This window comes from Sediminibacillus albus (genome assembly GCF_900101125.1).
GTDB lineage: Bacteria > Bacillota > Bacilli > Bacillales > Amphibacillaceae > Sediminibacillus > Sediminibacillus albus.
The window spans coordinates 110,798-135,004 of record NZ_FNFL01000006.1 but is presented as its reverse complement, the minus strand read 5'-3'; the positions used below and the strand labels follow the sequence as shown (position 1 = coordinate 135,004).

Sequence of the window (24,207 nt, the reverse complement as noted above, 5' to 3'; positions counted from 1 at the left end):
TTTGGACCAACAATCTATAAGGCAAAGTCATTTTATCTATTGGGCATCCGGAATAGTTTCTATTTGCGGGATTATCTTCGAGGTGTTATTTGGCGCATTAGGGTCTTACATATTAGGAGATGGAGTAAAACAATATACGTTAGTCATCTCTTTCTTTTTGACAGGTATGGGTATTGGCGCGAGCTTAAGTGAAAAAGTAATGAAGAATTTGCTGATTTCTTTTGTGTACATTGAATTCATGGTTGCCTTAATTGGGGGTTTTTCCAGTTTTGCGATGTTTGGCATCACTGCTTTTTCTCCAGAGGGCACCGATGCACTGTTCCTCTATTTAATTACACTCACTGTAGGAGCATTAACAGGGGTGGAACTGCCGATTCTTATCCGTAAAGCGAATGAAATCGGCGTAACACTGAATCGAAGCACGGCTAGAGTATTGTTTTCTGATTATGCAGGTGGTTTAATTGGCGGATTGCTTTTTGTCTTTTTTCTGCGTCCGGAATTAGGAATGGTTAAAAGTGCTTTTTTCGTAGGCTGTATCAACCTGCTGGTTGCTTTGACAGTTTTGTGGTTATTCAGGAAAGAAATAGCGAAAATGGCGATACACTTTGCAATTGGCTGTGTGATTCTGTTGTTTTTGATAATCGGTTTTTTATTTGGAGAAGAAATGGCTTTCTCTTTTGAACAAAAATTATATCAGGATCCTATTATCCATATGGAGGAGAGCCAATACCAAAAAATCATACTAACCAAAGATGGCCAGGATACACGGTTGTATCTAAATGGCGGACTTCAATTAAGTTCAACAGATGAGTACCGGTATCATGAAGTATTGGTGCATCCCGCGATGAGCCAGGCGGAAAACCCGGAAAATGTGTTGATCCTCGGCGGAGGAGACGGTATTGCTGCCAAGGAAGTATTGAAATATGATAATGTGGAAACGGTAACCTTAGTTGACCTCGACCCGGCAGTTGTGAAATTGGCCAATACCAATCCACACCTGTTAAAACTTAACAAGGGTTCCTTGGAAAATGAAAAAATGAAGATCATTCATCAGGATGCCTTTAAGTATTTGGAGGAAACGAACCGTTGGTTTGATGTTATCCTAATCGATCTACCCGACCCGAATGATGAAAGTCTAAATAAACTATATACGAAAGAATTTTACTCTCTGGCAAGAAACCATTTGTCCGTTGATGGAGCAATGATGGTACAAGCAACCAGTCCTGTTTTTGCTCGTGAAGTTTATTGGACGATTTCTGAAACAGTGGCTTCTACCAACTTACATGTTGAAAACCTGCATGTGGATGTACCAAGTTTTGGGAATTGGGGTTATGTAATGGCGAGTCGGGAACCAATTAACATATCAGGCTTAGCCGTTTCAGTCCCTACTCGCTTTGTTACAACAAGCTTGCTCCCGAGCCTGACGGAGTTCGGCAAGGATGAAGATAATCACATTATTGACAAAAACGGAGATTCGAAAGAATTAAAGCCTAACACGCTTATTGATCCTCATTTAATTCAAAAGTATGAGAATGCCTGGGAAAATTATTAATTATAGCCTAAAAAGGGTATAAAGTTTGAAGAAGGCTTATCGTATTGCTACGATGAGGATAAATAACCCAAAGGAGTGAGAGATGATGAAAGTTTCTTTCCATGGCCAGTCAGCCGTACGAATTGTCACAGGCAAGCATACGATTTTAATCGATCCCTTCATTAGCGGAAACGGTACTTCTGATTTGGATGCCAGCAAAGTAGAAGCAGATGTGATTCTGCTTACCCATGGGCACAATGACCATGTTGGAGATACCATCGATATTGCTAAACGAAACGATTCATTAATAGTTGCTCCATTTGAACTGGCAAATTACTTAGAATCCCGCGGATTAAAGACGCATCCAATGCATATTGGAGGCGCTCATACGTTTGATTTCGGCAAAGTGAAGTTCACGCAGGCATTTCATGGATCCGCTTTTACCGATGAAAATGGAGAAAGTATATACACTGGTATGCCCGCAGGAATACTTTTTACTTTTGAAGGCAAAACCATTTACCATGCTGGTGATACAGGGCTGTTTTCTGATTTGAAGTTAATTGGCGAAATGAACAACATTGATCTAGCCTTTCTACCTATTGGCGATAACTTTACCATGGGGCCGGAAGATGCTCTGGTAGCTGCGAAATGGGTGCAAGCTAAGCAGGTAGTTCCGATTCATTACAATACTTTCCCATTGATTGAACAAGATGGAGAAGCCTTTGCCAAGAAAGTGAAGCCAGGTAAAGGTGTGGCCTTGAAACCAGGAGAAAGCATCGAACTTTAAATTTAACTTGCGTAAAATCCTTGTATCTAAACCTTTAGATGCAAGGATTTTTTTATCACTCTCTTTATGAACAAGTGGCTGGACAAAATCATGTCAGCAGACCTTTTTGCATATAATAGCAAAAACAGAGGGGGAAAAAATATGAAACAGTATGCTTTGCTGCGAATTTTGTTGGCTTGCTTCTTTTTATACTTAGCTTGGCCGGCAATCCATCAAGCAGGCGGAACCTTGGCAGCTTACTTTTGGGCAGGCTGGCTGGCGTTTTTTTTGCTGGTAACAGGTGCCAATCTTGCTACCTTGTTAAGGATGACAAAGCCGCCGGTTATGGAACAAGGGATAGACCAAGAACTCCAAGCTGGAAAAAATTGAAGGTATAGCTAATCATCTGTATAATAACAATAGGAGAATTATTATTAGTACAGATGAAAGAATGGTGAAAAAGGTTGGCTACCAAACACGAACAGATCCTATCATTCATAGATTCCCTGACTGTGGGAAATAAAATCTCGGTCAGACAGATTGCAAAAGAACTGAACGTTAGTGAAGGGACCGCTTACCGTGCAATTAAAGAAGCTGAAAATCAAGGCATGGTCAGTACGATTGAACGGGTTGGGACGATTAGAATTGAAAGGAAGCAAAAAGAAAATTTCGAACATCTCACCTTTGCTGAAATTATTAGTATTGTTGATGGACAAGTATTAGGCGGCAGAGAAGGACTTCATAAAACGCTGAACAAATTTGTGATTGGAGCCATGAAACTGGATGCAATGATGAGATATACAGAAAGAGATTCCTTGTTGATTGTTGGTAATAGGGTGGGAGCCCATGAACTAGCAATCCAGGAGGGTGCGGCCGTCTTAATCACCGGCGGTTTTGATACGGAAGACCACGTTAAAAAGCTTGCGGATGAAAAAAAACTGCCGATTATCTCGACAAGTTATGATACATTTACAGTCGCAGCGATGATCAATCGGGCGATTTATGATCAACTGATCAAGAAAGAAATTGTTTTGGTAGGTGATATTTATACTCCGGAACAGGAAGCTTTTTTCATGACAGTTAAAGACAAGCTGGACAAATGGTATCAACTAAATGAGGAAACCACCCATAGTAGATATCCGGTGGTAGATGAAAATAGGCGAGTGATAGGGATGGTTACGTCTAAAGATATCATAGGCAAGGATCGTTCTTTATCGATTGACAAAGTGATGACGAGAAATCCTATGACTGTCCAAAAAGAAACCTCTTTAACTTACGCAGCACATATGATGGTTTGGGAAGGAATTGAGATTATGCCAGTTGTCGGCCAGCATCAAAAACTGGAAGGCTTGGTTTCCAGGCAGGATGTGTTAAAAGCTCTTCAGAACATTCAGAGACAGCCGCATGTGGGAGAAACAATCGATGATATTGTAACAAGCCGATTAGAAGCAGTGACAGATGAAGATAACCAGGCAATTTACCGTTCGATTGTTACTCCGCAGATGACCAACCAGCTTGGAACCTTATCATATGGGGTATTCACCTCTTTTGTTACTGAAGCGTCAAGCAGGCTGCTTCGCCAATATAAAAAGGGAGATTTAGTAGTGGAAAACTTGTCCATTTATTTTATCAAGCCTGTTCAATTGGAGAGTATGTTGGAAATCAAGCCGAGGCTGCTGGAAGCAGGCAGGAAATTTGCTAAAGTAGACATCGAGGTATTCAACAATAAAACATTAGTGGGAAAAGCGTTACTGCTAGCCCAGTTAATAGACCGATAACGCAACATTTTCATTTTTGCCTCTCAACGCAAATAAGTACAAGTGATATTTTCCCTACTGGCTTCGGGTAAATCAAAAACGATACGGGCCGCTGTTAATCTGTCGGCCTGTATCGTTTCATACGACTAGCGTGCTTCCTGCATCGCTTTAAGAATTCTTTTGGCTTTCCTTTATCTTGAAAAAATCAGTCCAGCCCATACGTTGCTACCGCTCGCTTACGCTTTTAGTGTTATCTAGCTTCAGCTCCCAGCAACTAGTGGACTTCCTTCTTTTTTCTTCAATAAGTCAAGCACAAAAGGATAAAGAATTCTTTTGGCTTTCCTTTATCTTGAAAAAATCAGTCCAGCCCATACGTTGCTACCGCTCGCTTACGCTTTTAGTGTCTAGTTTTTTTTGTTCTTTGCGGTAGTGCTTGGCTCGTTTGAATCCGTCCAGGAATTGCATGGCGCCAAGGATTAAAAATACAATGCCTATATATAATGCTAATTGTGTTTGATAATAAAGGTATTGGTTAATTCCGAAGAACCCAATAAACACACCCAATGATATCTTGCCTTTAGCATTCATATAAAGCTGGTTAAGCGTATCGTTGCTTTTTAAGATTGCCACCTTATAATAGACATATAATATTAACGATATAATAATTACAATGGGAAAAACGACCATGGAATATCTACTCCTAACCTAAAATTTCATCGTATCCATTGTAGCTTGTTTTAAGTAGATTTGCTAGAACTATTCCTAGTAACAAGGAGAACCATACATAAAGGAGTGTAAACATGGAAAAAAATACAATCATTCGCAAAATAAAAGATTACCAAACAATCATTATCCATAGGCATGTTAGGCCTGATCCTGATGCCATTGGCTCACAAGCTGGATTAGCAGAAATGATTAAACATTCTTTTCCCAAAAAAAACGTCTATATAGTAGGTGATCAGGATCCTTCACTAAATTTCTTAACGGAGATGGACTTCATACCAGATGAAACTTATGATGATGCGCTGGTAATCGTTTGTGATACTGCTAATCAGGAGCGGGTCGCTGATCAGCGGTATATAAAAGGAAAAGAATTAATCAAGATTGACCACCATCCGAATGTGGACCCTTATGGTGATCATTCATGGGTTGAAACAATCGCTAGTTCGACAAGCGAAATGATTTATGAGTTGTTTTTAGCAGGAAGAGAAGAAGGGTTCCAATTTAATGAAAAGGCGGCACGGCTCATTTATGGCGGAATTGTCGGCGATACTGGAAGGTTCTTATTTCCAAGTACGACGACCAAAACGTTCCAATATGCTTCCGAGCTGGTCAGTTATCCATTCGACCGGAGTAGCCTATACGATGGTATATATAATACTAAGCCCCATATTGCCAGACTCAAGGGATTTATCCTTCAAAATTTCCAAATTAGCGAAGCGGGATTCTGCAGTATAAAGATTTCCCGGCAGACATTAAGCGAATTTGGCATGACTGCCCTTGAAACAAGCCAATTAGTAGGAATCCTAGGGGATATAGAAGGGATTAAGGCATGGGCGTTTTTTGTAGAGGAAGAGGACTTAATCCGTGTCAGACTCCGTTCGAAAGGCCCTGTTGTTAATAAAATCGCGGCAAAATATAATGGTGGCGGTCATCCGATGGCAGCTGGAGCTTCGGTTTCTAATTGGAGCGAGACAGAAGATGTGATCGTTGATTTGGAAAAAGTATGCGGAGAATACAACAAATAAAACTTGATTGTATGCGGAAAGGAGTGCACCCTGCTAGTACGGCGGGTGTCCTTTTTTGCATATTTAGCTTCCAAAATCCAACGATAAGTTCAATTTTAATACCGGAGCAATTACGAGCTGGTTGATGCTTGCGTGGTAATTGATATCTTCTACGCGATAGACGGTGTTTTCAATTGTAGAGATAAGCAGTTGATCGTTCTCCGACAAACTGACAATATCTCGTCCGATAACATTATCTATTTCTGCTTTGATTCTTTCTTCTATTTGGTGGACAATCAGTCGGTCCAGCTTTAATTGTTTTTCATTTTCTATCTTAATACTAATCGACTGAACAACTACTTTTTCTTTTGTTTTCTCATCCAGTTCTTTTTTATTTTCCAGCAGCACTTCGTTTTGCCTCTCCAGCTCAGCTAGCTGCGAACGCAGATCCATGTTGTCTTCCAGCCATTTCTCATAATTCTGGCCGTAGATATATAAATAAACAACGAAAGCGATAATTGCTCCAATGAAGGCACCTGCAAAAAAACGCTGCCAGCTTTCCTGTTTATAATAAGGAGGGATATGCATTAATCAATTTCCTCCTGGGTCAGCCATTCTATGATAAGCAAGGAAGTTTGTACTCCCGCCATGGCAGATACAATTAAAAGAACCTGTTTGACCAAATCGATAGTCGATCCCTCTAAAATACCTTTTTCAAAGTTGGAGATTGCGTCAAAGGTGCCGCCTATCGCGGCAACGATTGCCCAAATGCGTAATCTCCTAGCTATTGTACTAACTGAAGTCAGTGGAGGGTCGCCTGTGGCCAAATAACCGATACAACCAATAATAGACCCTCCCATAATTACTCCTAGAGCGATAAAAAAACAATGGATCAGCGAAAATACAAATCTCTCTTCCATGGGTTTTCCTCCCTTTTCTCTCGCAGGTTATTGATTAGAGAAAATGGCAGCTTATGCTTGTCACCTCCGTTCATTTTATGAGGGAAAAAGACAAGTTATGTTAAGTGTTAATCTTTTAATCTAAACAGCCTATCAGCTATAATAGTTATGAATATAAAGGCAGGTATGATATATGGATTTTACTCATTTACAGATTAGAAGTGGTTACAGCTTGATGAAAAGCACCATTAATGTCCAACGGTTAGTACAAAAAGCCGCTGATTTGGGCTATCATTCACTAGCACTCACAGATGAAGGAGTCTTACACGGTGCAGTATCTTTTTATCAGGAATGTGTCCAGAAAGGAATTAAGCCAATCATTGGGATGACTGTACAATTAGATAGTGAAGACGCCTTTTCTTGTATTCTTCTCGCTGTAGATAATCAAGGATACAGGAATTTGTTGAAGTTAAGTACCTGGGTTCAGCTGCAGGAAAAGAACACGGTTTCCAGGGAAGAACTTGAAAAGTACACGCAGCAGGTCATTGGTGTTTTCGTTGCAAAAGAGAGTGGAGAAGAACAGTGGCTGCAGGACTTAGCCCAGGAGAAGCAAGTCACATCAATAAATGAGTGGAAAACTGCATTCCAGGCAGATCACTTTTATGTAGGGATGAACAGTAATGTGGCTGCTACAGGCCATTTGGCTGACAGGCTGAATAGCATTAGTGATAAAGCTGGAGTCTCCGTAACAGCTGTGAATGATGTAAGGTACTTATCTAAACAAGATCATCATGCGTATGATTGCCTTCAAGCAATCCGCCGGGGAGAGAAATGGACGCCTGCAGAAAGAGATAAGCAGTCCTTTATCACGCATCTGAAGTCTAAAGAAGAAATTCAGGAAGAATACCAGTTATGGCCTGAAGCGGTGAGGAATTCTGCAGCAATTGCCGCGAGATGTGAAGTAGATCTCCGGTTTGATCAACGAATGCTCCCTTCATTCCCTGTACCCGGACAGAGCACTGCAGATGAATATTTGGAGAAGTTATGCTATGATTTTATTCTTGAAAAATATGATTTTGTCACAGCCGAGATAAAAAAACGATTGGATTACGAGTTGAAAGTTATTCAATCCATGCAGTTCAGCGATTATTTTTTAATTGTCTGGGACTTCATCCGCTATGCAAAAGAAAATGGAATCATGGTCGGGCCTGGACGCGGTTCTGCTGCCGGTTCGCTTGTTGCTTTTGTTTTAGGTATTACAGATGTAGATCCGGTTAAATATGACTTATTGTTCGAAAGGTTTCTCAACCCCGAGCGTGTGTCCATGCCTGATATTGACATCGACTTTTCGGATGCGCGGCGGGAAGAAGTCATTCAGTATGTAAAAAATAAATATGGGCATAACCATGTTGCCCAGATCATTACTTATGGCACATTTGCCGCAAGGTCATTGATTAGGGAATTAATTAAGACACTGGAAATCGATCATCAGGACGCAGCTTTTATCCTGAAGGAAATACCTCTACATACTTCCCAGCCGATAACTGAGGTAGTCAAGGCAAGCGAATCAATTACAGCGTATGTAAAGAAAGCACCTAAACTGCAGATATTATTTAAGGTTGCAGCCAAACTTGAAGGGCTTCCCAGGCATCTCTCTACACATGCAGCAGGTATCGTTATCAGTGAGGAACCGTTAGTCAATCATGTTCCGTTGATCGCAGGGCATAACGACGTGGCGCTAACACAATTTGCCATGAAAGAGTTAGAAGCGCTTGGTTTATTAAAAATGGATTTCTTAGGACTTAGGAACTTATCGCTCATGGAAAGAGTCCTATCTTCCATCAACCACAGGAAAAAAGTCGAAATAGAGGTTCAGGATATTCCGCTTGAAGATGAAGCTACCTTTAAACTGCTACGTGAAGGGAAGACCACGGGGATTTTTCAACTGGAATCAAGAGGGATGCAAGGCGTTTTGGTGGATTTAAAGCCGACAAAATTTGAAGATGTTGTAGCCGTCAACGCATTATACCGTCCGGGCCCTATGGAATATATTTCTGTTTATGTAGACCGGAAACATGGACGGGAAGCAATAAATTATCCCCATCCCGACTTGGAACCTATCCTGAGCAGGACCTACGGCGTCCTTGTTTATCAGGAACAAATCATGCAGATTGCCAGTAAAATGGCTGGATTCACGCTAGGCCAGGCAGATATTTTGCGGAGAGCAGTTAGTAAAAAACAAAAGGGTGTTATCGAGCAACAAGAGGAAGCCTTTCTTAAGGGATGTACAGGCAATGGCTATCAGGAATCGACAGCACGTCAAATATTCGACTGGATTGTTCGGTTTTCCAATTATGGGTTCAATCGGAGCCATGCGGTAGCTTATAGTATGATTTCTTATCAACTGGCTTATTTAAAGGCTCATTTTCCAGCCTTCTTCATGGCTGAGCTTATGGGTTCTGTGGCTAATCAGCAGGAGAAGATTCAGCTGTATGTCAGTGAGGCTAAACAACTTGGTATAAGTGTGCTTCCCCCTTCAATAAACCAGAGTTATGGCAGGTTCAGTGTGGAAAACAACCATATTCGAATGGGGTTGTTGTCGATTAAAGGTGTCGGCGGACAAGCAGTAAAAGAAATACTTCAAGCGAGGAAAAAGGGTACTTTCAAAAACCTGTTTGACTTTTGTTTGCGAGTCTCGTTAAAGACTGTTAACCGCCCCGTACTGGAATCACTGGTACTTGCAGGTGCGTTTGATGGAACTTACGCTAATCGGGCCAGTTTGCTGGGGACGATTGACCAGGCAATGGAACAAGGGGAATTGTTTGGCGAATTTGATGATCAACAAACTTTTTTCCAAAGTGATGTCGAGCTTGATGCAGCCTACAAGGAAACAGCAGACTTCTCCGAGATGAAAAAACTTGCCTTTGAAAAAGAAGTCTTAGGCATTTATGTTTCAAGCCATCCATTGGCGAAGTACCGCCAGGATTTGCGGGCGGCTGGTTTTATACGGTTGAGCGAATCAAGCAGGTTTGTCGGAAGGAATAACCTTTCTGCAGGAGCTGTAGTCCAGGAATTAAAGACTATTAGAACAAAGAGAGGCGATCCGATGGCTTTTATGACCGTTGGGGATGAAAGCGGGCAAATAGAGTCAGTAATTTTTCCGGAACTTTTCCGTCAAGTACACAGGTGGCTAGAAGAAGAACAATTGATAGTAATAAAAGGCAAGCCGGAAAAAAGAAATGATCGCATCCAGTGGCTGCTGTCGGAAATAAAACTATTCGAAGAAGATAGTTTGGCAAAAACACCTGAAAAGCAATTATTTATTAAAATATATAGCAGTAATGATCAAGGGATGCTGGAAAAAATTAAAGCAATTGCTGATGAATATCCGGGAAGCAATCCGATTATTGTCTACCATGCCGACCGGAGAAAAACTTATCAGCTCTCAAGCAGCTATCATATCCATATCAATAATAATAGTCTGAACAGCTTGTACAGTATTCTTGGAAAAGATAATGTTGCGATAAAGAGTGAATAAACAAATTCTATACTCGATACGCTGCAAAACAGGATGAAAAACCGAGCCTTTACACCGATATAGCTTTTGTTATAATAGAATAGTTAAGTGGTCAGACCAATTTGATAAGACGGAAAAATATCCGTAAATATAAAAGGAGCGGATTCGAGATGTCTAATTTAAGGGATGAGGCGCTACATATCCATCGAATAAATCAAGGCAAACTCACTACTCAATCAAAAGTGCCAGTGAGAAATTCACGGGATCTTAGCCTTGCATATTCGCCAGGAGTCGCTGAACCGTGTAAAGAGATTTATGATCGAAAAGATGCCGTTTATGAATATACGATGAAAGGTAACATGGTCGCTGTAGTCAGTGACGGGTCCGCTGTTTTAGGCCTTGGAAATATTGGGCCGGAAGCTGCACTGCCGGTCATGGAAGGGAAGTCTGTATTATTTAAAAGTTTTGCCGGAGTTGATTCTTTTCCCATTTGTTTAAACACACACGATGTGGAAGAAATCATTCAAACGGTTAAATTGATGGAACCTACCTTTGGCGGGGTCAATCTGGAAGATATCGCCGCTCCTAATTGTTTTATTATCGAAGAAAGATTAAAAAAAGAGACAAATATCCCTATATTCCATGACGATCAACACGGCACTGCCATTGTAACAGTTGCCGGTCTTTTGAATGCACTGAAGCTTGTCGGCAAAAAGTTTTCTGATATAAAAGTTGTTGCTAATGGGGCTGGCGCTGCCGGTATTGCAATTATCAAACTTCTACATAGTCTTGGCGTGAGAGATAGCATCATGTGCGATTCTAAAGGGGCAATCTTTGAAGGCAGAGCCTACGGGATGAATGGAGTCAAGGATGAAGTTGCCAAAATCACCAATAAAGACAAGAAGGAAGGCAGTCTTGCAGAGGTGATGGAAGGATCTGATGTATTTATCGGTGTCTCCGTCGGCGGCCTCCTATCTGAAGAGATGATTCAGAGCATGAATGAAGACCCGATTATTTTTGCTATGGCCAATCCAGATCCTGAAATAATGCCGGAAGCAGCCAAAAAAGCAGGTGCAAAAGTAATTGGAACTGGGCGGTCTGATTTTCCTAATCAAGTTAATAATGTGCTTGCCTTTCCAGGCATCTTCCGCGGAGCTTTAGATGTAAGGGCAACGCGAATTAATGAAAAAATGAAAATAGCAGCTGCAGAAGCAATCGCAGCTCTTATTAGTGAAGACGAGTTAACTGCTGATTATGTCATCCCGGCTCCATTTGATGTACGGGTAGCTCCAGCTGTAGCAGCAAGTGTCGCAAAAGCTGCCATGGATTCAGGCGTTGCCAGAATCCAAGCTGATCCTGAACAAGTCGCGGAAAAAACAAGACAATTAACCATGATTGAGGAAGAATAGCACTAGCACTATTTAGCGAAGATGCTCATAGAGAAAGGATCTCATTCATCAACTGGATTAGCAGCCTTGGTGCGGCAGCAAGAGCCTTGCATGCCAAGGCTCTCCTTGTTAGGAGGGATACGAATCATTTCCATGCCGGAAAAAAAGAAAGTATATGAGGAAGTCTTGAACGAGATAAGAAATTACATTGAAAAAAATGGTCTGTCTCCTGGGGACAGACTGCCTTCTGAAAGGGAGTTGACGGAGCATTTAAGAGCGAGCCGTTCCTCTGTCAGAGAGGCATTGCGGGCAATCGAATTACTCGGATTAATAGAAACGAGAAGAGGAGAAGGTACCTTTTTAAGAATGTATCAGCCCTATCACACCGTTGAACTTTTATCTGCGTTCATCCTTCAGGACCCCAATACTAGACAGGATATTGTATTTTCGAAGAGCATTATCGAAAAAGAGGCAGCAAAACTTGCTTTCAGCCATGTTACCCATAAAGAGATAAAAGAGTTGCAGAACGTGCTTAATAACCAAAAGCTTGATGAAAAGCAAGCACATTACCAATTTTTTCTTACCATTTTTCAGTACGCTGAAAATTTCTTGCTGAAAAAAATTTGGCTGCTTTTGAATGATTTTTCTTATACAATAGAGAATGTTTCTTATAACAAGCAATTTTATCAATTGCTTGTACATATATATGTTGAGGGGCAATACGAAAAAATTGAAGAACTGTTCAGCGGGCTATTTCGAAAAGGTTGCCTAATGCAGACAGACGAATCATCAGACATTAAATAATGGGCTATTCAAGGATTGGAAACCATTTTTTAAGATTGTAGTTCAAAGGAGGGATTTCCCTTGCTTAAAGACTTTTTTAGCAAGAAGAAAAAGTATGCATCTATACCAAGAGAGGAAGCTAAGCAAGATGTTCCTCAGGGATTAATGCAAAAGTGCAATAGCTGCCAAAAAATTTTTTATGGAAAAGAAATGGCTAAAAATATGAATGTTTGTCCAAATTGCGGATTTCATCACCAAATGACAGCTTATGATAGAATCAATTGTACACTTGATGAAGGATCATTCGTAGAATGGGACAAGCAGTTAATCTCTAGTAATCCTCTTCAATTTCCCGGTTATGAAGAAAAACTGGAGAAAGACAGGAAAAAAACAGAGCTGAATGAAGCAGTTGTCACTGGAAAGGGTACGATTAACGGCTTTGATGCCGTTGTAGCAGTAATGGATGCCAGGTTTCGGATGGGGAGTATGGGCTCGGTAGTAGGAGAAAAGATTGCCAGGGCTGTCGAAAAAGCAAAAGACCAATCCCTGCCTTTCATTATTTTTACTGCATCAGGGGGTGCCAGGATGCAGGAAGGCGTGCTAAGTCTGATGCAGATGAGTAAGACCTCAGTTGCCATTCAACGGTTTAGTGACGCTGGTGGATTGATGGTATCTATTATGACCAACCCTACAACCGGGGGGGTATCAGCAAGTTTCGCCTCGCTCGGTGACTATAATTTCGCTGAGCCTGGAGCTTTAATCGGGTTTGCTGGCAGAAGAGTCATTGAACAGACAATCAGGGAAAAGCTTCCGGATGACTTTCAAACTGCTGAATTCCAGTTGGCACATGGACAGTTAGATAAAGTTGTCGAACGGCAAGCGATTAAAAATACGTTGACATCATTGCTTGATATTCATCAAGCAGGGGGGGAAGTGTCATGAAGCAGGTATTGGAATTTGAGAAGCCTGTGATTGAACTGAGAGAAAAAATTGCTGAACTAAAGACGTTCACCGAGGATAGTGATATCGACTTAACAGATGAAATAACTACCCTTGAAAAAAGACTGGAAAAGCTTGAAAATGATATTTATGGAAACTTAAAGCCGTGGGACCGGGTCCAGATCGCCCGGCATTCCGAACGCCCGACAACCATGGAATACATTGAAAGATTGTTTACAGATTTTATGGAGTTCCACGGAGACAGGCGTTTTGGAGACGATGAGGCAATTATCGCCGGGATTGCTAAATACAAAGGCAGTCCGGTGACCGTGATTGGCCACCAACGTGGAAAAAACACAAAAGAAAACATTAGGCGGAATTTTGGCAGCCCTCATCCAGAAGGATACCGGAAAGCTTTACGGCATATGAAACAGGCGGAAAAATTCCAGCGCCCGGTTATTTGTTTTATTGATACGAAGGGTGCCTATCCTGGAAAGGCTGCAGAAGAACGGGGCCAAAGCGAAGCTATCGCCAGAAATTTAATGGAAATGGCCGGACTAAAGGTTCCGATTATTTGTATCGTTATTGGAGAAGGCGGAAGCGGAGGTGCCTTAGCTTTAGGAGTGGGTGACAAGATACACATGTTGGAGAATTCTACATACTCCGTTATTTCTCCTGAAGGTGCAGCTGCTTTATTATGGAAGGATTCTACCCAGGCGCAGCGGGCTGCCGAAACGATGAAAATTACATCTTATGAGTTAAAAGATTTAAAAATTATCGATGAAATCATTCCGGAAGTTCGCGGCGGTGCCCATAGAGATATCGAAACACAGGCGGCCGCTATAGATAAGGTGCTGAATGATTCTATTAAGGAACTGGTGCCCTTGGAATTTGAGAAATTACTTGAAGCCAGATGGGAAAAATATAAACGTATCGGCGATTATAGCGAGTTAGAACCAGAGTAATGCGCTTTACATGGCATGTGTACAGCTGTCCCTTTACTGATTAGGGACAGCTGTTTCGTGGTTGGCAGCTGATGCGTTCCTTGCTCTTTTCATGTATAATTTTATTTGCTAATATCAGTGTTTAGGATTATCTTGGAATGGGGAGACGGATTAATAGGAATAATCATTATTAAGAGGTGATAACATATGAGGAAAATTGGAGTACTAACAAGCGGCGGCGACTCTCCTGGCATGAACGCTGCGATAAGAGCAGTAGTCCGAAAAGCTATTTACCATGATGTTGAGGTATTTGGGATATACAATGGGTATCAAGGTTTAATCGATGGCAATATTCAACAAATGGATATAGGATCGGTGGGGGACATTATCCAGCGTGGCGGAACTATTTTGTATACGGCCCGCAGTGACGAGTTCCGTACGGAAGAAGGCAGAGAGAAAGCGATCCAGCAATTAAATAAGTTCGGTATAGAAGGACTTATTGTTATTGGCGGAGACGGTTCTTTCCGAGGCGCAGAAAAATTGACCCAAAAAGGCTATCCTTGTATTGGTGTGCCTGGAACTATTGATAATGATATTCCTGGTACTGATTTCACCATCGGATTTGATACGGCCCTGAATACAGTAATAGAAGCAATAGATAAAATCAGGGATACTGCAACCTCCCATGAGCGTACATATGTTGTGGAAGTTATGGGCCGTCATGCAGGAGATATAGCCTTGTGGGCAGGATTGGCCGATGGAGCTGAAAGTATCCTGATCCCAGAACACGCCGATGAATTTGAAGATGTTATTGAGAGGCTGAAAAGGGGAAAGGATAGAGGGAAAAAACATAGTATCATTGTGCTGGCTGAAGGTGTCGGTTCCGGCATGGAATTTGGCCAGCGCATTAAAGATGCCACCAAGCTTGAAACAAGAGTAACTGTCTTGGGCCATACACAACGCGGCGGATCACCTACTGCTTCTGACCGTGTCCTTGCCAGCCGGCTTGGAGCTAAAGCGGTCGATTTGTTATTGGCTGGCCAAGCTGGAAGAGTGGTTGGCATTCAAAACAATAAGCTGGTGGACCATGATATTTTAGAAATACTGGATGAAAAACATGTAGTAGATTTTGAAATGTATCAACTATCTAAACAGCTTTCCATCTAAGAGAAAAAAATGACAAAATAGGGAAATTTGAAAGGAGGAAATCATATGAGAAAAACAAAAATAGTTAGTACAATTGGACCTGCTTCTGAATCAGTAGAAACACTTACCGAGTTAATCAAGGCCGGTATGAATGTTGCCCGATTGAACTTTTCTCATGGAGATTTCGAAGAGCATGGACAACGAATTAAAAATATTAGAGAAGCAGCAGGGAAAACAGGCCATACAGTTGCTATCCTTCTTGATACCAAAGGACCGGAAATTAGAACAGGAACCCTTAAAGGTGGAGAAGCACAGCTGACTAAAGGTGACACTGTTTATGTGGCCATGGAAGATATCGAAGGAAGCGCTGAGCGTATTTCTGTTACTTATCCAGAGTTAATCAATGACGTTCATGTCGGTTCCAAGCTATTGCTGGATGATGGCTTAATTGAGTTGGAAGTTACGGAAATTGATAAAGACAAAAATGAATTGAAAACAACAGCATTGAATTCAGGCCTGCTTAAAAATAAAAAGGGCGTCAATGTCCCAAACGTTAGTGTAAATTTGCCGGGTATAACCGATAAAGATGCGAAGGATATTGAGTTTGGTATTGAACAGGGTGTCGATTTCATTGCCGCTTCCTTTGTAAGACGCGCGACAGACGTATTGGAAATCCGCGATTTATTAGAGAAGAAAAATGCCGGGCACATTCAGATTATTCCTAAGATCGAAAACCAAGAGGGTGTCGATAATTTAGATAATATCCTTCAGGTTAGTGATGGCTTGATGGTCGCCCGTGGGGACTTGGGCGTGGAAATTCCCCCAGAAGAAGTACCATTGGTTCAGAAAAATATGATACGGAAGTGTAATACTGCCGGAAAGCCAGTAATAACAGCCACTCAAATGCTGGATTCTATGCAGCGGAACCCGAGGCCGACAAGGGCTGAAGCTTCAGACGTAGCAAATGCTATTTTCGATGGTTCAGACGCCATCATGCTATCGGGAGAAACAGCTGCAGGTGATTACCCAATCGAAGCAGTACAGACGATGAGTAACATTGCGATGAAAGCCGAAACTGCAATAGACCATAAAGCAATTTTAGACTTGCGTTCTAAAAATAGCGATATGACAATTACAGATGCGATCAGCCAGTCTGTCAATCACTCAGCGATGAATTTAGAAGTCGATGCGATTTTAACGCCAACTGTCAGTGGGCATACGGCTCGTATGATTTCTAAGTACCGTCCCAAAGCACCAATTATAGCAGTGACTTTTGATGAAAAAATCAATCGCAGACTTGCTTTAGTATGGGGAGTTCAAACGATTGTCGGCGAACTTGCCCATTCTACTGATGATGTGCTTGACGTTGCCATCGATCGTGGAGTAAATTCCGGTATCCTGCAAAGAGGCAACCGTGTAATTATCACTGCCGGCGTTCCTGTAGGTGAAAGTGGTACTACCAACCTTATGAAGGTTCATGTAATCGGTGATGTATTAGCGAAAGGACAAGGAGTAGGCAAGGGCAGCAGCTATGGCAGAGTTGTTATCGCCAAAAACGCTGCAGATGCTCTGGAAAAAGTCCAAGAAGATGACATCTTGGTTACTTATGGTACAGACAAAGAAATGATGCCTGCTATTGAAAAAGCAAGCGGGCTGATTACAGAAGAAGGCGGCTTAACTTCCCATGCCGCTGTTGTAGGGTTGAGTCTTGGCATACCTGTTATCGTAGGCGTGGAAAAAGCAATTGACATCATTGAAGATGGCAAAGACATTACGATTGATGCCAGCAAAGGCGATATCTACAAAGGCCATGCAAGTGTTCTATAATATTTAGTAAAAGAAGAGGTTTATACCTCTTCTTTTCACTTTAGCTAAGGAAATTCTTCTCGTAATGGAAGGAATTGCTTCCCGATGTCGGGAGAAGAAGGGAGATTACAATATGTTCCGATGGTTAATCCTTTTAGTCTTGATTGTGCCCGCTTTAGAGGTAGGATTGCTCGTTTGGTCAGGAAACTTGATCGGCCCATGGTGGGTAATTCTTTTAATCATTTCAACAGGCGTATTAGGTGCATGGCTGGCTAAACGGCAAGGATTGGAAACTGTGGCAAGGGCAAAGCAGGCAATGGCTTATGGCCAGCCTCCCAGGGAAGAAATCCTGGATGGAATTTGTATTTTATTAGGTGCTGCAGTACTGTTAACTCCAGGGTTCATCACGGATGCCTTTGGATTTATTCTTTTGCTGCCATTTACACGTAAGCCTGTAAAACAATGGATGCTAAAAATTCTCCGGGCAATGTTAAACAAGGGAACGATTACTATTTTCCGAAAGTGATTATGGAAGGATATGGGTAAGCGAAAAGAATTCAATATCGAAAATCATGACACAAGGATGCTGAAGCGTTTCTTGTGTTTTTGTTTTCTTCCTGGTTCACCCTTTAATATAGTTGGATAATTGAAGAATCACTCCACTTTTAACAAGAGTGACAATAAGGACAAGGATTACCGGTCCAGCAGCTAATCCCCACAGTCCCCATATTTGAAATCCTGCAAATAATGCAACAAGCGTAGCTAACGGATGGATGCCGATTGTGGTAGCTAAGAGCTTTGGTTCGGTTATTTGCCTTTGGACGATGACTACCGCATATAAAATGGCTAAACTGATAGTCATTGCATAATTACCGGAAAAGAACAAGTAACAGATCCAGGGAATGAATATTATTCCTGTACCAAGATAAGGAAGTAAATCAACGGAGGCGGTTATAACAGCTATTGTCAAAGCATGATTCACTTTAAGGATCATGAGACCTGATAACACAATGAGAAAGGTAATGCATATTAAAGTCAGCTGAGCTTTCAGAAATCCAAAAAAAGCATTCTTTAATCCTGTATACACCGCTTCAGCAAACTGAGTGATTGTTTCAGGGAGATAGGTGAACATTGCTTTCTTTAGCTTGTACCAATCCTTGCTAATAAAAAAGGTACCCAAAAGAGAAAATAACCAAATAGACAAGTAGCTGGGAAGACTGGCAAGCGTCATTGTCACGAGTTGGAATAGTCTCTGTAATATAAAAGCGCCAGTAATCGCAGCCTCTTCGCCAATTTTTTTTAATTGGTCATAAACCATGGTTTGTTGCGAAGGTTCAAGCATATCTACGACTGTTAAAACTTTTTCGTATAATGGGGTAATATAGTAAGCAATGAAGTCTTCAAAAAAACGAATCAATTCTTTGTAATAGCCAGGAATCATATCGGCTAAGTAGGCGGTGCCGTTAATCAGTTCAACGATTAGAACCACGATTATCCCTGACATTAATAGCAAAAAGCAGAGCATTGTAAATATTACAGCCAGCGCCCTTGGCATGTTCAATTTTTTTTCTAAACCATTAACAAAAGGGTTCAGTACCATGGCAATAATAATTGCTATAATGAATGGATAGGTATAGCTGGCTATATAAAATATGGAGATCATAGCAGTTGCTGTGGCAGCCAGTACAACGATCAGCCTAAACCATTTGGATAAGTGTGCGTTTATCATGACAACACTTCCCTTTATTCATATTCACATCCAGGTGCCACGGCAGCCTTCCAGTCAATTCAGCTCCAATAAATAGCGGCAAAGGAGAGGTGTTCTTCCTGGAACATTTGAAAACAGATTTCTTTGTGATAGGATAAAAAATGGTCTTATAAAGCATCTAGGTAATGGAGGATTCAGCTATGTTTAATCAATCAACGTTGTTCTTGCTTATATTATTTATATTAGGATACATCGGAAAAAATCAATCAATCATGATTGCCGTTTATGTACTGCTCGGGTTACAGATTTTTCGCCTGGATGAAAAGGTATTTCCTTATTTCGCAGATAAAGGCATCAGTTGGGGTGTTACCATTATTACGATCGCAGTGCTTGTCCCTATCGCTACCGGGGATATTGGGTTTAAGGATTTACTGGACAGCATCAAGTCTTACTATGCATGGATTGCTTTAGCTTCAGGAGTTTTCGTGGCATTAATAGCTAAAAACGGACTTGACCTGCTGGCTAACGATCCGCACCTGACGACAGCCCTGGTAATGGGGACGATTTTGGCAGTAGTTTTTTTCCACGGGGTGGCAGTCGGTCCGCTGATAGGTGCAGGAATCGCTTATATGGCAATGAAGTTTGTCGATTTTTTACTGAAGATCGGTTAAAGAAAACACTTGGTAAAAGGACGTTTTATTAAATGATTACATCCTTTCTATTATATTATTGGCTGTGGATGGAATTTATTACTATGTAAGGCAGTTCCTTCAGCCAGCAGAGGTTGAATTATTTGAAAAATAAATCAACAAAAGGTAGTGTATAAGTGAAAGGAACACTATTGAGAATACATAGGCAGTCAAAAGAAATATGAAAGAAAACGTTTCACTTTACTATCTTTATTGTTTATAATTAACCTTGGGGATGATAAGAAAGCTTTTCTATCAATAATACATTGAAAGTTTTGTCGCTTTCTGACCTTTTACAGCAATGCTGGATAGCTTCGCCTGAAAGCTCGGCACACCGGGTTTTCTTTAATTTTCTTTTAATGGCTATTTCATATAAGGAGTATTTGATAAATAGTCAGCTCACAGGTGAAGTGAAAAGGAAAATACAGAAAAGGAGAGAGATGTCATGTCAACAACGAAAGGGCTGGAAGGAATTGTTGCAACAGAATCATCGATTAGTTCCATTATCGATGACCAATTAACTTATGCTGGATACAAAATTGATGATTTAGCGGAAAATTCTAGTTTTGAGGAAGTTATTTTCCTATTATGGAATACTAAACTTCCTTCTAAAGAAGAACTTAATAGTTTGTCAGAAGATTTAGTTTCCAATATGGAATTGTCTGACGAAATTATTCAACATTTAAAGTCTTATGATCTTTCTAAAGTCCACCCAATGGCTGCATTAAGAACAGCTGTGTCTCTACTTGGGTTGTTTGACGAGGAAGCTGATGTTATGGAAGAGGCAGCAAACAAACGGAAGGCAGTACGTTTGCAAGCTAAAATCTCGTCCGTTGTGGCAGCGTTTGCCCGAATACGTGATGGCAAAGAGCCGGTTGCTCCCAAAAAAGGGTTAAGCTATGCAGCTAACTTCCTGTTTATGTTGAACGGTGAAGAACCGAAAGACCTTGAGGTCGAAGCGATTAACAAAGCTCTTGTCCTACATGCGGACCATGAACTGAATGCATCGACTTTTACTTCACGCGTGTGTGTAGCTACACTTTCAGATGTTTATTCAGGGATTACTGCTGCCATAAGCGCCTTGAAAGGCCCACTACATGGCGGTGCAAACGAACGCGTTATGAAAATGCTAACGGAAATTGGCGAAGTTGATAACGCTATTCCGTATATAAAAGAAAAGCTGGAAAACAAAGAAAAAATAATGGGTATGGGGCACCGGGTGTACCGAAACGGAGATCCAAGAGCCAAACACCTGAAAAAAATGTCCAGAGAGTTAACAGAATTGACCGGACAATCAAAGTGGTATGAAATGTCTGTGAAAATCGAAGATTACATTAAAGAAAATAAAGGGCTTCCGGCAAATGTTGACTTTTATTCAGCTTCTGTTTATCACAGCCTGGGAATTAAACATGATTTATTCACTCCGATTTTTGCTGTAAGCAGAGTTTCCGGATGGCTGGCGCATATATTGGAACAGTATGAAAACAATCGACTTATTCGTCCAAGAGCTGAATATGTCGGACCTAAAAACCAGGAATACAAATCAGTCGAAAACCGGTAGATCAAATAATAAAGCGATTTCTTGGCTGGATTGATTTTTATGCCAGCCATCCTGCTAATCATTGTCGATTTTGCTTCTTTACAGGTTTTAGTTCTTGAATGTAAAACGGCAGATAGTTTATGATACGATTTATTTCTAAGATTAAATAGAGGAGGTCATATAATGACACAAAGCGAAAAAATCACAGTAGAAAATGGTGTAATGAACGTTCCGGACCGTCCGGTGATCCCTTTTATCGAAGGAGACGGGATTGGTCCTGATATCTGGGCGGCAGCAAGAAGAGTAATAGAAGCAGCCGTTGACAAAGCTTATAACGGAAAAAAATCAATTGAGTGGAAAGAGGTTTATGCTGGACAGAAAGCATACGATAAATTTGGCGAATGGCTGCCAGAAGAAACCTTAAATACTATTCGCGATTACAAGATTGCCATTAAAGGGCCATTAACAACTCCTGTCGGTGGTGGTATCCGTTCTTTAAACGTTGCTTTGCGACAAGAGCTGGACTTATTTACATGCCTGCGTCCAGTCCGTTACTTCGACGGGGTGCCTTCACCGGTTAAACGTCCTGAGGATACAGATATGGTCATCTTCCGTGAAAATACAGAAGATATCTATGCAGGAATTGAATGGCAAAAGGGATCTGACGAAGTGAAGAAAGTAATTGAATTTCTTCAAAACGAAATGGGAGTACATAAAATCCGATTCCCTGAAACCTCCGGAATTGGCATAAAGCCGGTATCAGAAGAGGGAACAAAGCGTTTGGTCCGGGCAGCGATCGATTATGCGATCAACGAAGGGCGTAAAAGCGTAACACTTGTCCACAAAGGGAATATTATGAAATTTACCGAAGGTGCCTTTAAAGCGTGGGGATATGAAGTTGCCCAGGAAGAATATGCAGATAAAGTGTTTACTTGGTGGGAATATGACCGAATTGTCGATGAGAAAGGTAAAGAAGCTGCCAATAAAGCACAGGAAGAGGCAGAGAAAGCTGGAAAGATTATCATTAAAGATGCTATTGCAGATATCTTTCTGCAGCAGATTCTTACACGACCAAAAGAATTCGACGTTGTTGCCACAATGAACCTAAATGGCGATTACATTTCTGACGCCTTGGCTGCTCAAGTAGGCGGCATCGGCATTGCGCCGGGAGCGAATATAAATTATGAAACAGGCCATGCCATTTTTGAGGCAACTCATGGTACTGCACCAAAATATGCAGGACAAGATAAGGTGAATCCTTCTTCTGTGATTCTTTCCGGTGTGCTTATGCTCGAGCATTTAGAGTGGAGAGAAGCTGCAGATTTGATCACTAAGTCGATGGATAAAACAATTGCATCAAAAGAAGTTACTTATGACTTCGCCCGTATGATGGAAGGTGCCAAAGAAGTGAAAACTTCAGGTTTTGGTGACGCGCTTATTAAAAATATGCAATAGGCTGATAGGAAGGGGTGCATTACATGACGATAAAAAGAAGAAAAGTATCTGTTATCGGTGGAGGGTTCACTGGAGCAACTACAGCATTAATGATTGCGCAAAAAGAATTGGCTGATGTTGTCTTAGTCGATATCCCGGACATGGAAGACCCGACAAAAGGCAAAGCCCTGGACATGCTTGAGGCCAGCCCTGTGCAAGGGTTTGATGCGAAAATTACCGGAACTGCAGATTACAAAGATACCGAAGGCTCCGATTTAGTTATTATCACAGCTGGTATTGCCCGCAAACCAGGTATGAGCAGGGATGATTTAGTGAGCACCAATGCTAAAATAATGAAAAGTGTTACAAAAGAGATTGTCAAATATTCTCCTGATACGTTTATTTTGGTATTAACTAATCCGGTAGATGCCATGACATACACCGTATTTAAAGAATCAGGATTCCCGAAAAGCCGTGTAATCGGCCAATCTGGTGTACTTGATACCGCTAGATTCCGCACTTTCGTAGCAGAAGAACTTAATTTATCAGTGAAGGATATTACCGGCTTTGTATTAGGCGGGCATGGAGATGATATGGTTCCGCTTATCCGTTATTCATTCGCTGGGGGAATCCCATTAGAAAAATTAATTTCCAAAGAGCGGTTGAATGAAATAGTGGCTCGTACACGAACAGGTGGAGGGGAAATTGTTAATTTGTTAGGGAATGGAAGTGCATATTATGCTCCTGCTGCTTCCCTAACGGTAATGGCTGAAGCAATTTTGAAAGACCAGCGGAGAGTACTTCCGTCAATTGCTTACCTGGAAGGCGAATATGGTTATTCTGATATTTATCTAGGTGTTCCAACCATCATTGGCGGGAATGGGTTAGAAGAAATTATCGAATTGGATTTACTAGAGGATGAGAAAGCTGCACTGGATAAGTCAGCTGAATCTGTAAAAAATGTATTAGAAGTGCTAAATAAGTAAAAATAAGACTGTATGGAAGTAATTTATTCCATACAGTCTTTTCTTTATAGGCAATCATAATTTTTACATTTAACTAAGCGCCTTTATCTCTTTACTGCTTTCCTCTATAATGAAACTAAATCAATAAAGAAAGCGATTACATTTTGAGGAGGATTATGACATGTTAGGGAAAAAACGACCGCTAGGGAAAATGATCGACCAGTTAAAGGTAGGGGACAGTTATCAAACAAGCCATAAAATAGAAGATAAAGAGCTGTTATTGTATTTAGGACTTACCAATGATGCAAACCCTCTGTACCTGCAGCATGATTATGCTTCACAAACCCCATACAAGTGCCCGATTGTACCTTCTGTGCTATTATTCGGAGTAGTATCCTCCATCGTATCGATGAAGCTTCCCGGGCCCGGCAGCCATATTCTACAGCACGACATGGCTTTTTTGAAACCAGTTACTCATTATGCTACAGTAACGTTTCGCTTAGAAATCAAAGAAATCGATATGGAAAACCATCAAGTGATCGTCATTGTAACAGCGACAGATAATCGGGGCGATCATGTACTCAAAGGTTCCTTAGTTGTATGCCCTCCTTATCAGCCAAAGTCGACAATTGCTTCTTCTTTAGAAAATTTTTATTAAGCTTTTCCGG

At 41.2% G+C, this 24,207-nt stretch carries 22 protein-coding genes; 18 read left to right on the top strand and 4 right to left on the bottom strand.

Annotation, left to right across the window (positions count from 1 at the left end; genetic code table 11):
• Position 1: 1 nt before the first annotated feature.
• The 4 genes from BLR93_RS14750 to BLR93_RS14735 all read left to right on the top strand — a co-directional run bounded on the left by BLR93_RS14750 (position 2) and on the right by BLR93_RS14735 (position 4,075).
• Positions 2-1,552, top strand: coding sequence for a polyamine aminopropyltransferase (locus BLR93_RS14750; RefSeq protein WP_093216179.1), 1,551 nt, complete (start codon positions 2-4; stop codon positions 1,550-1,552).
• An 85-nt stretch (positions 1,553-1,637) separates the two neighbouring features.
• Positions 1,638-2,318 carry a metal-dependent hydrolase gene (locus BLR93_RS14745; protein WP_093216177.1) on the top strand — a complete coding sequence of 227 codons (681 nt, stop codon included), beginning with the start codon at positions 1,638-1,640 and terminating at the stop codon, positions 2,316-2,318.
• 141 nt (positions 2,319-2,459) lie between these two features.
• Entirely contained in the window at positions 2,460-2,687 is a 228-nt protein-coding gene (locus BLR93_RS14740) for a hypothetical protein (RefSeq protein ID WP_093216174.1), read from the top strand.
• Between the two features lie 74 nt (positions 2,688-2,761).
• A complete protein-coding gene (locus tag BLR93_RS14735) occupies positions 2,762-4,075 on the top strand; it encodes a DRTGG domain-containing protein (RefSeq protein ID WP_093216172.1) in 1,314 nt (437 codons plus the stop codon).
• A gap of 357 nt (positions 4,076-4,432) precedes the next feature.
• On the opposite strand, the gene BLR93_RS14730 is transcribed toward BLR93_RS14735, so the two are convergent.
• Positions 4,433-4,741: a YtpI family protein gene (locus BLR93_RS14730; RefSeq protein ID WP_093216169.1), complete on the bottom strand. Its 309-nt coding sequence runs from the start codon at positions 4,739-4,741 to the stop codon at positions 4,433-4,435.
• 113 nt (positions 4,742-4,854) lie between these two features.
• Here BLR93_RS14730 and BLR93_RS14725 point away from each other — a divergent pair, with 113 nt between their 5' ends.
• A complete protein-coding gene (locus BLR93_RS14725) occupies positions 4,855-5,802 on the top strand; it encodes a DHH family phosphoesterase (protein ID WP_093216167.1) in 948 nt (315 codons plus the stop codon).
• Positions 5,803-5,865: 63 nt separating this feature from the next.
• Here BLR93_RS14725 and ytrI read toward each other — a convergent pair whose 3' ends face one another.
• Together ytrI and ytrH are read right to left on the bottom strand one after the other, a co-directional pair.
• Positions 5,866-6,369 carry a sporulation membrane protein YtrI gene (ytrI, locus tag BLR93_RS14720; RefSeq protein ID WP_093216164.1) on the bottom strand — a complete coding sequence of 168 codons (504 nt, stop codon included), beginning with the start codon at positions 6,367-6,369 and terminating at the stop codon, positions 5,866-5,868.
• Positions 6,369-6,701, bottom strand: a complete 333-nt coding sequence (gene ytrH / locus BLR93_RS14715) for a sporulation membrane protein YtrH (protein ID WP_093216162.1) — start codon at positions 6,699-6,701, stop codon at positions 6,369-6,371. The genes ytrI and ytrH overlap by 1 nt, the downstream gene beginning before the upstream one ends.
• 172 nt (positions 6,702-6,873) lie before the next feature.
• Between ytrH and dnaE the strand changes: the two genes are divergently transcribed.
• From dnaE to BLR93_RS14675, 8 genes are all read left to right on the top strand, one after another.
• The gene (dnaE, locus tag BLR93_RS14710) at positions 6,874-10,218 is read left to right on the top strand and encodes a DNA polymerase III subunit alpha (protein ID WP_093216159.1); all 3,345 of its coding nucleotides are present in this window, start codon (positions 6,874-6,876) and stop codon (positions 10,216-10,218) included.
• Between the two features lie 149 nt (positions 10,219-10,367).
• On the top strand, positions 10,368-11,606 hold the full coding sequence (gene ystJ / locus BLR93_RS14705; protein WP_093216157.1) for an NADP-dependent malic enzyme: 1,239 nt from the start codon (positions 10,368-10,370) through the stop codon (positions 11,604-11,606).
• A 165-nt stretch (positions 11,607-11,771) separates the two neighbouring features.
• Complete coding sequence (locus BLR93_RS14700; RefSeq protein WP_245690169.1) at positions 11,772-12,389, top strand: FadR/GntR family transcriptional regulator; 618 nt, start codon at positions 11,772-11,774, stop codon at positions 12,387-12,389.
• A gap of 60 nt (positions 12,390-12,449) precedes the next feature.
• A complete protein-coding gene (gene accD, locus BLR93_RS14695) occupies positions 12,450-13,310 on the top strand; it encodes an acetyl-CoA carboxylase, carboxyltransferase subunit beta (RefSeq protein WP_093216154.1) in 861 nt (286 codons plus the stop codon).
• Positions 13,307-14,272 carry an acetyl-CoA carboxylase carboxyl transferase subunit alpha gene (gene accA, locus BLR93_RS14690; protein WP_093216152.1) on the top strand — a complete coding sequence of 322 codons (966 nt, stop codon included), beginning with the start codon at positions 13,307-13,309 and terminating at the stop codon, positions 14,270-14,272. The genes accD and accA overlap by 4 nt, the downstream gene beginning before the upstream one ends.
• A 186-nt stretch (positions 14,273-14,458) precedes the next feature.
• On the top strand, positions 14,459-15,418 hold the full coding sequence (gene pfkA / locus BLR93_RS14685) for a 6-phosphofructokinase (protein WP_093216149.1): 960 nt from the start codon (positions 14,459-14,461) through the stop codon (positions 15,416-15,418).
• Positions 15,419-15,463: 45 nt separating this feature from the next.
• Positions 15,464-17,224, top strand: a complete 1,761-nt coding sequence (gene pyk, locus BLR93_RS14680; RefSeq protein WP_093216147.1) for a pyruvate kinase — start codon at positions 15,464-15,466, stop codon at positions 17,222-17,224.
• Positions 17,225-17,336: 112 nt separating this feature from the next.
• Positions 17,337-17,729 carry an FxsA family protein gene (locus BLR93_RS14675; RefSeq protein WP_093216144.1) on the top strand — a complete coding sequence of 131 codons (393 nt, stop codon included), beginning with the start codon at positions 17,337-17,339 and terminating at the stop codon, positions 17,727-17,729.
• 96 nt (positions 17,730-17,825) lie between these two features.
• Here the strand turns inward: BLR93_RS14675 and ytvI are convergent, their stop codons facing one another.
• Positions 17,826-18,932, bottom strand: coding sequence for a sporulation integral membrane protein YtvI (ytvI, locus tag BLR93_RS14670; protein WP_093216142.1), 1,107 nt, complete (start codon positions 18,930-18,932; stop codon positions 17,826-17,828).
• Positions 18,933-19,111: 179 nt separating this feature from the next.
• On the opposite strand from ytvI, the gene BLR93_RS14665 reads away from it, so the two are divergent.
• The 5 genes from BLR93_RS14665 to BLR93_RS14645 all read left to right on the top strand — a co-directional run bounded on the left by BLR93_RS14665 (position 19,112) and on the right by BLR93_RS14645 (position 24,197).
• Positions 19,112-19,582, top strand: a complete 471-nt coding sequence (locus tag BLR93_RS14665; RefSeq protein WP_093216139.1) for a DUF441 domain-containing protein — start codon at positions 19,112-19,114, stop codon at positions 19,580-19,582.
• A 463-nt stretch (positions 19,583-20,045) separates the two neighbouring features.
• Positions 20,046-21,161: a citrate synthase gene (gene citZ / locus BLR93_RS14660; protein WP_093216137.1), complete on the top strand. Its 1,116-nt coding sequence runs from the start codon at positions 20,046-20,048 to the stop codon at positions 21,159-21,161.
• A gap of 162 nt (positions 21,162-21,323) precedes the next feature.
• Complete coding sequence (icd, locus tag BLR93_RS14655; protein WP_093216134.1) at positions 21,324-22,595, top strand: NADP-dependent isocitrate dehydrogenase; 1,272 nt, start codon at positions 21,324-21,326, stop codon at positions 22,593-22,595.
• 23 nt (positions 22,596-22,618) lie between these two features.
• Positions 22,619-23,560 (top strand): malate dehydrogenase, encoded by a 942-nt coding sequence (gene mdh, locus BLR93_RS14650; RefSeq protein WP_093216132.1) that lies wholly within the window; start codon positions 22,619-22,621, stop codon positions 23,558-23,560.
• A gap of 160 nt (positions 23,561-23,720) precedes the next feature.
• Positions 23,721-24,197 carry a MaoC/PaaZ C-terminal domain-containing protein gene (locus BLR93_RS14645; protein ID WP_093216129.1) on the top strand — a complete coding sequence of 159 codons (477 nt, stop codon included), beginning with the start codon at positions 23,721-23,723 and terminating at the stop codon, positions 24,195-24,197.
• Positions 24,198-24,207: the final 10 nt, after the last annotated feature.

Coding starts and splice junctions, on each gene's coding strand:
- BLR93_RS14745 (WP_093216177.1), top strand. CDS start 1,638: ATGAAAGTTTCTTTCCATGGCCAGTCAGCCGTACGAATTGTCACAGGC.
- BLR93_RS14740 (WP_093216174.1), top strand. CDS start 2,460: ATGAAACAGTATGCTTTGCTGCGAATTTTGTTGGCTTGCTTCTTTTTA.
- BLR93_RS14730 (WP_093216169.1), bottom strand. CDS start 4,741: ATGGTCGTTTTTCCCATTGTAATTATTATATCGTTAATATTATATGTC.
- BLR93_RS14725 (WP_093216167.1), top strand. CDS start 4,855: ATGGAAAAAAATACAATCATTCGCAAAATAAAAGATTACCAAACAATC.
- ytrI (WP_093216164.1), bottom strand. CDS start 6,369: ATGCATATCCCTCCTTATTATAAACAGGAAAGCTGGCAGCGTTTTTTT.
- ytrH (WP_093216162.1), bottom strand. CDS start 6,701: ATGGAAGAGAGATTTGTATTTTCGCTGATCCATTGTTTTTTTATCGCT.
- dnaE (WP_093216159.1), top strand. CDS start 6,874: ATGGATTTTACTCATTTACAGATTAGAAGTGGTTACAGCTTGATGAAA.
- ystJ (WP_093216157.1), top strand. CDS start 10,368: ATGTCTAATTTAAGGGATGAGGCGCTACATATCCATCGAATAAATCAA.
- accA (WP_093216152.1), top strand. CDS start 13,307: ATGAAGCAGGTATTGGAATTTGAGAAGCCTGTGATTGAACTGAGAGAA.
- pfkA (WP_093216149.1), top strand. CDS start 14,459: ATGAGGAAAATTGGAGTACTAACAAGCGGCGGCGACTCTCCTGGCATG.
- pyk (WP_093216147.1), top strand. CDS start 15,464: ATGAGAAAAACAAAAATAGTTAGTACAATTGGACCTGCTTCTGAATCA.
- BLR93_RS14675 (WP_093216144.1), top strand. CDS start 17,337: ATGTTCCGATGGTTAATCCTTTTAGTCTTGATTGTGCCCGCTTTAGAG.
- ytvI (WP_093216142.1), bottom strand. CDS start 18,932: ATGATAAACGCACACTTATCCAAATGGTTTAGGCTGATCGTTGTACTG.
- BLR93_RS14665 (WP_093216139.1), top strand. CDS start 19,112: ATGTTTAATCAATCAACGTTGTTCTTGCTTATATTATTTATATTAGGA.
- citZ (WP_093216137.1), top strand. CDS start 20,046: ATGTCAACAACGAAAGGGCTGGAAGGAATTGTTGCAACAGAATCATCG.
- icd (WP_093216134.1), top strand. CDS start 21,324: ATGACACAAAGCGAAAAAATCACAGTAGAAAATGGTGTAATGAACGTT.
- mdh (WP_093216132.1), top strand. CDS start 22,619: ATGACGATAAAAAGAAGAAAAGTATCTGTTATCGGTGGAGGGTTCACT.
- BLR93_RS14645 (WP_093216129.1), top strand. CDS start 23,721: ATGTTAGGGAAAAAACGACCGCTAGGGAAAATGATCGACCAGTTAAAG.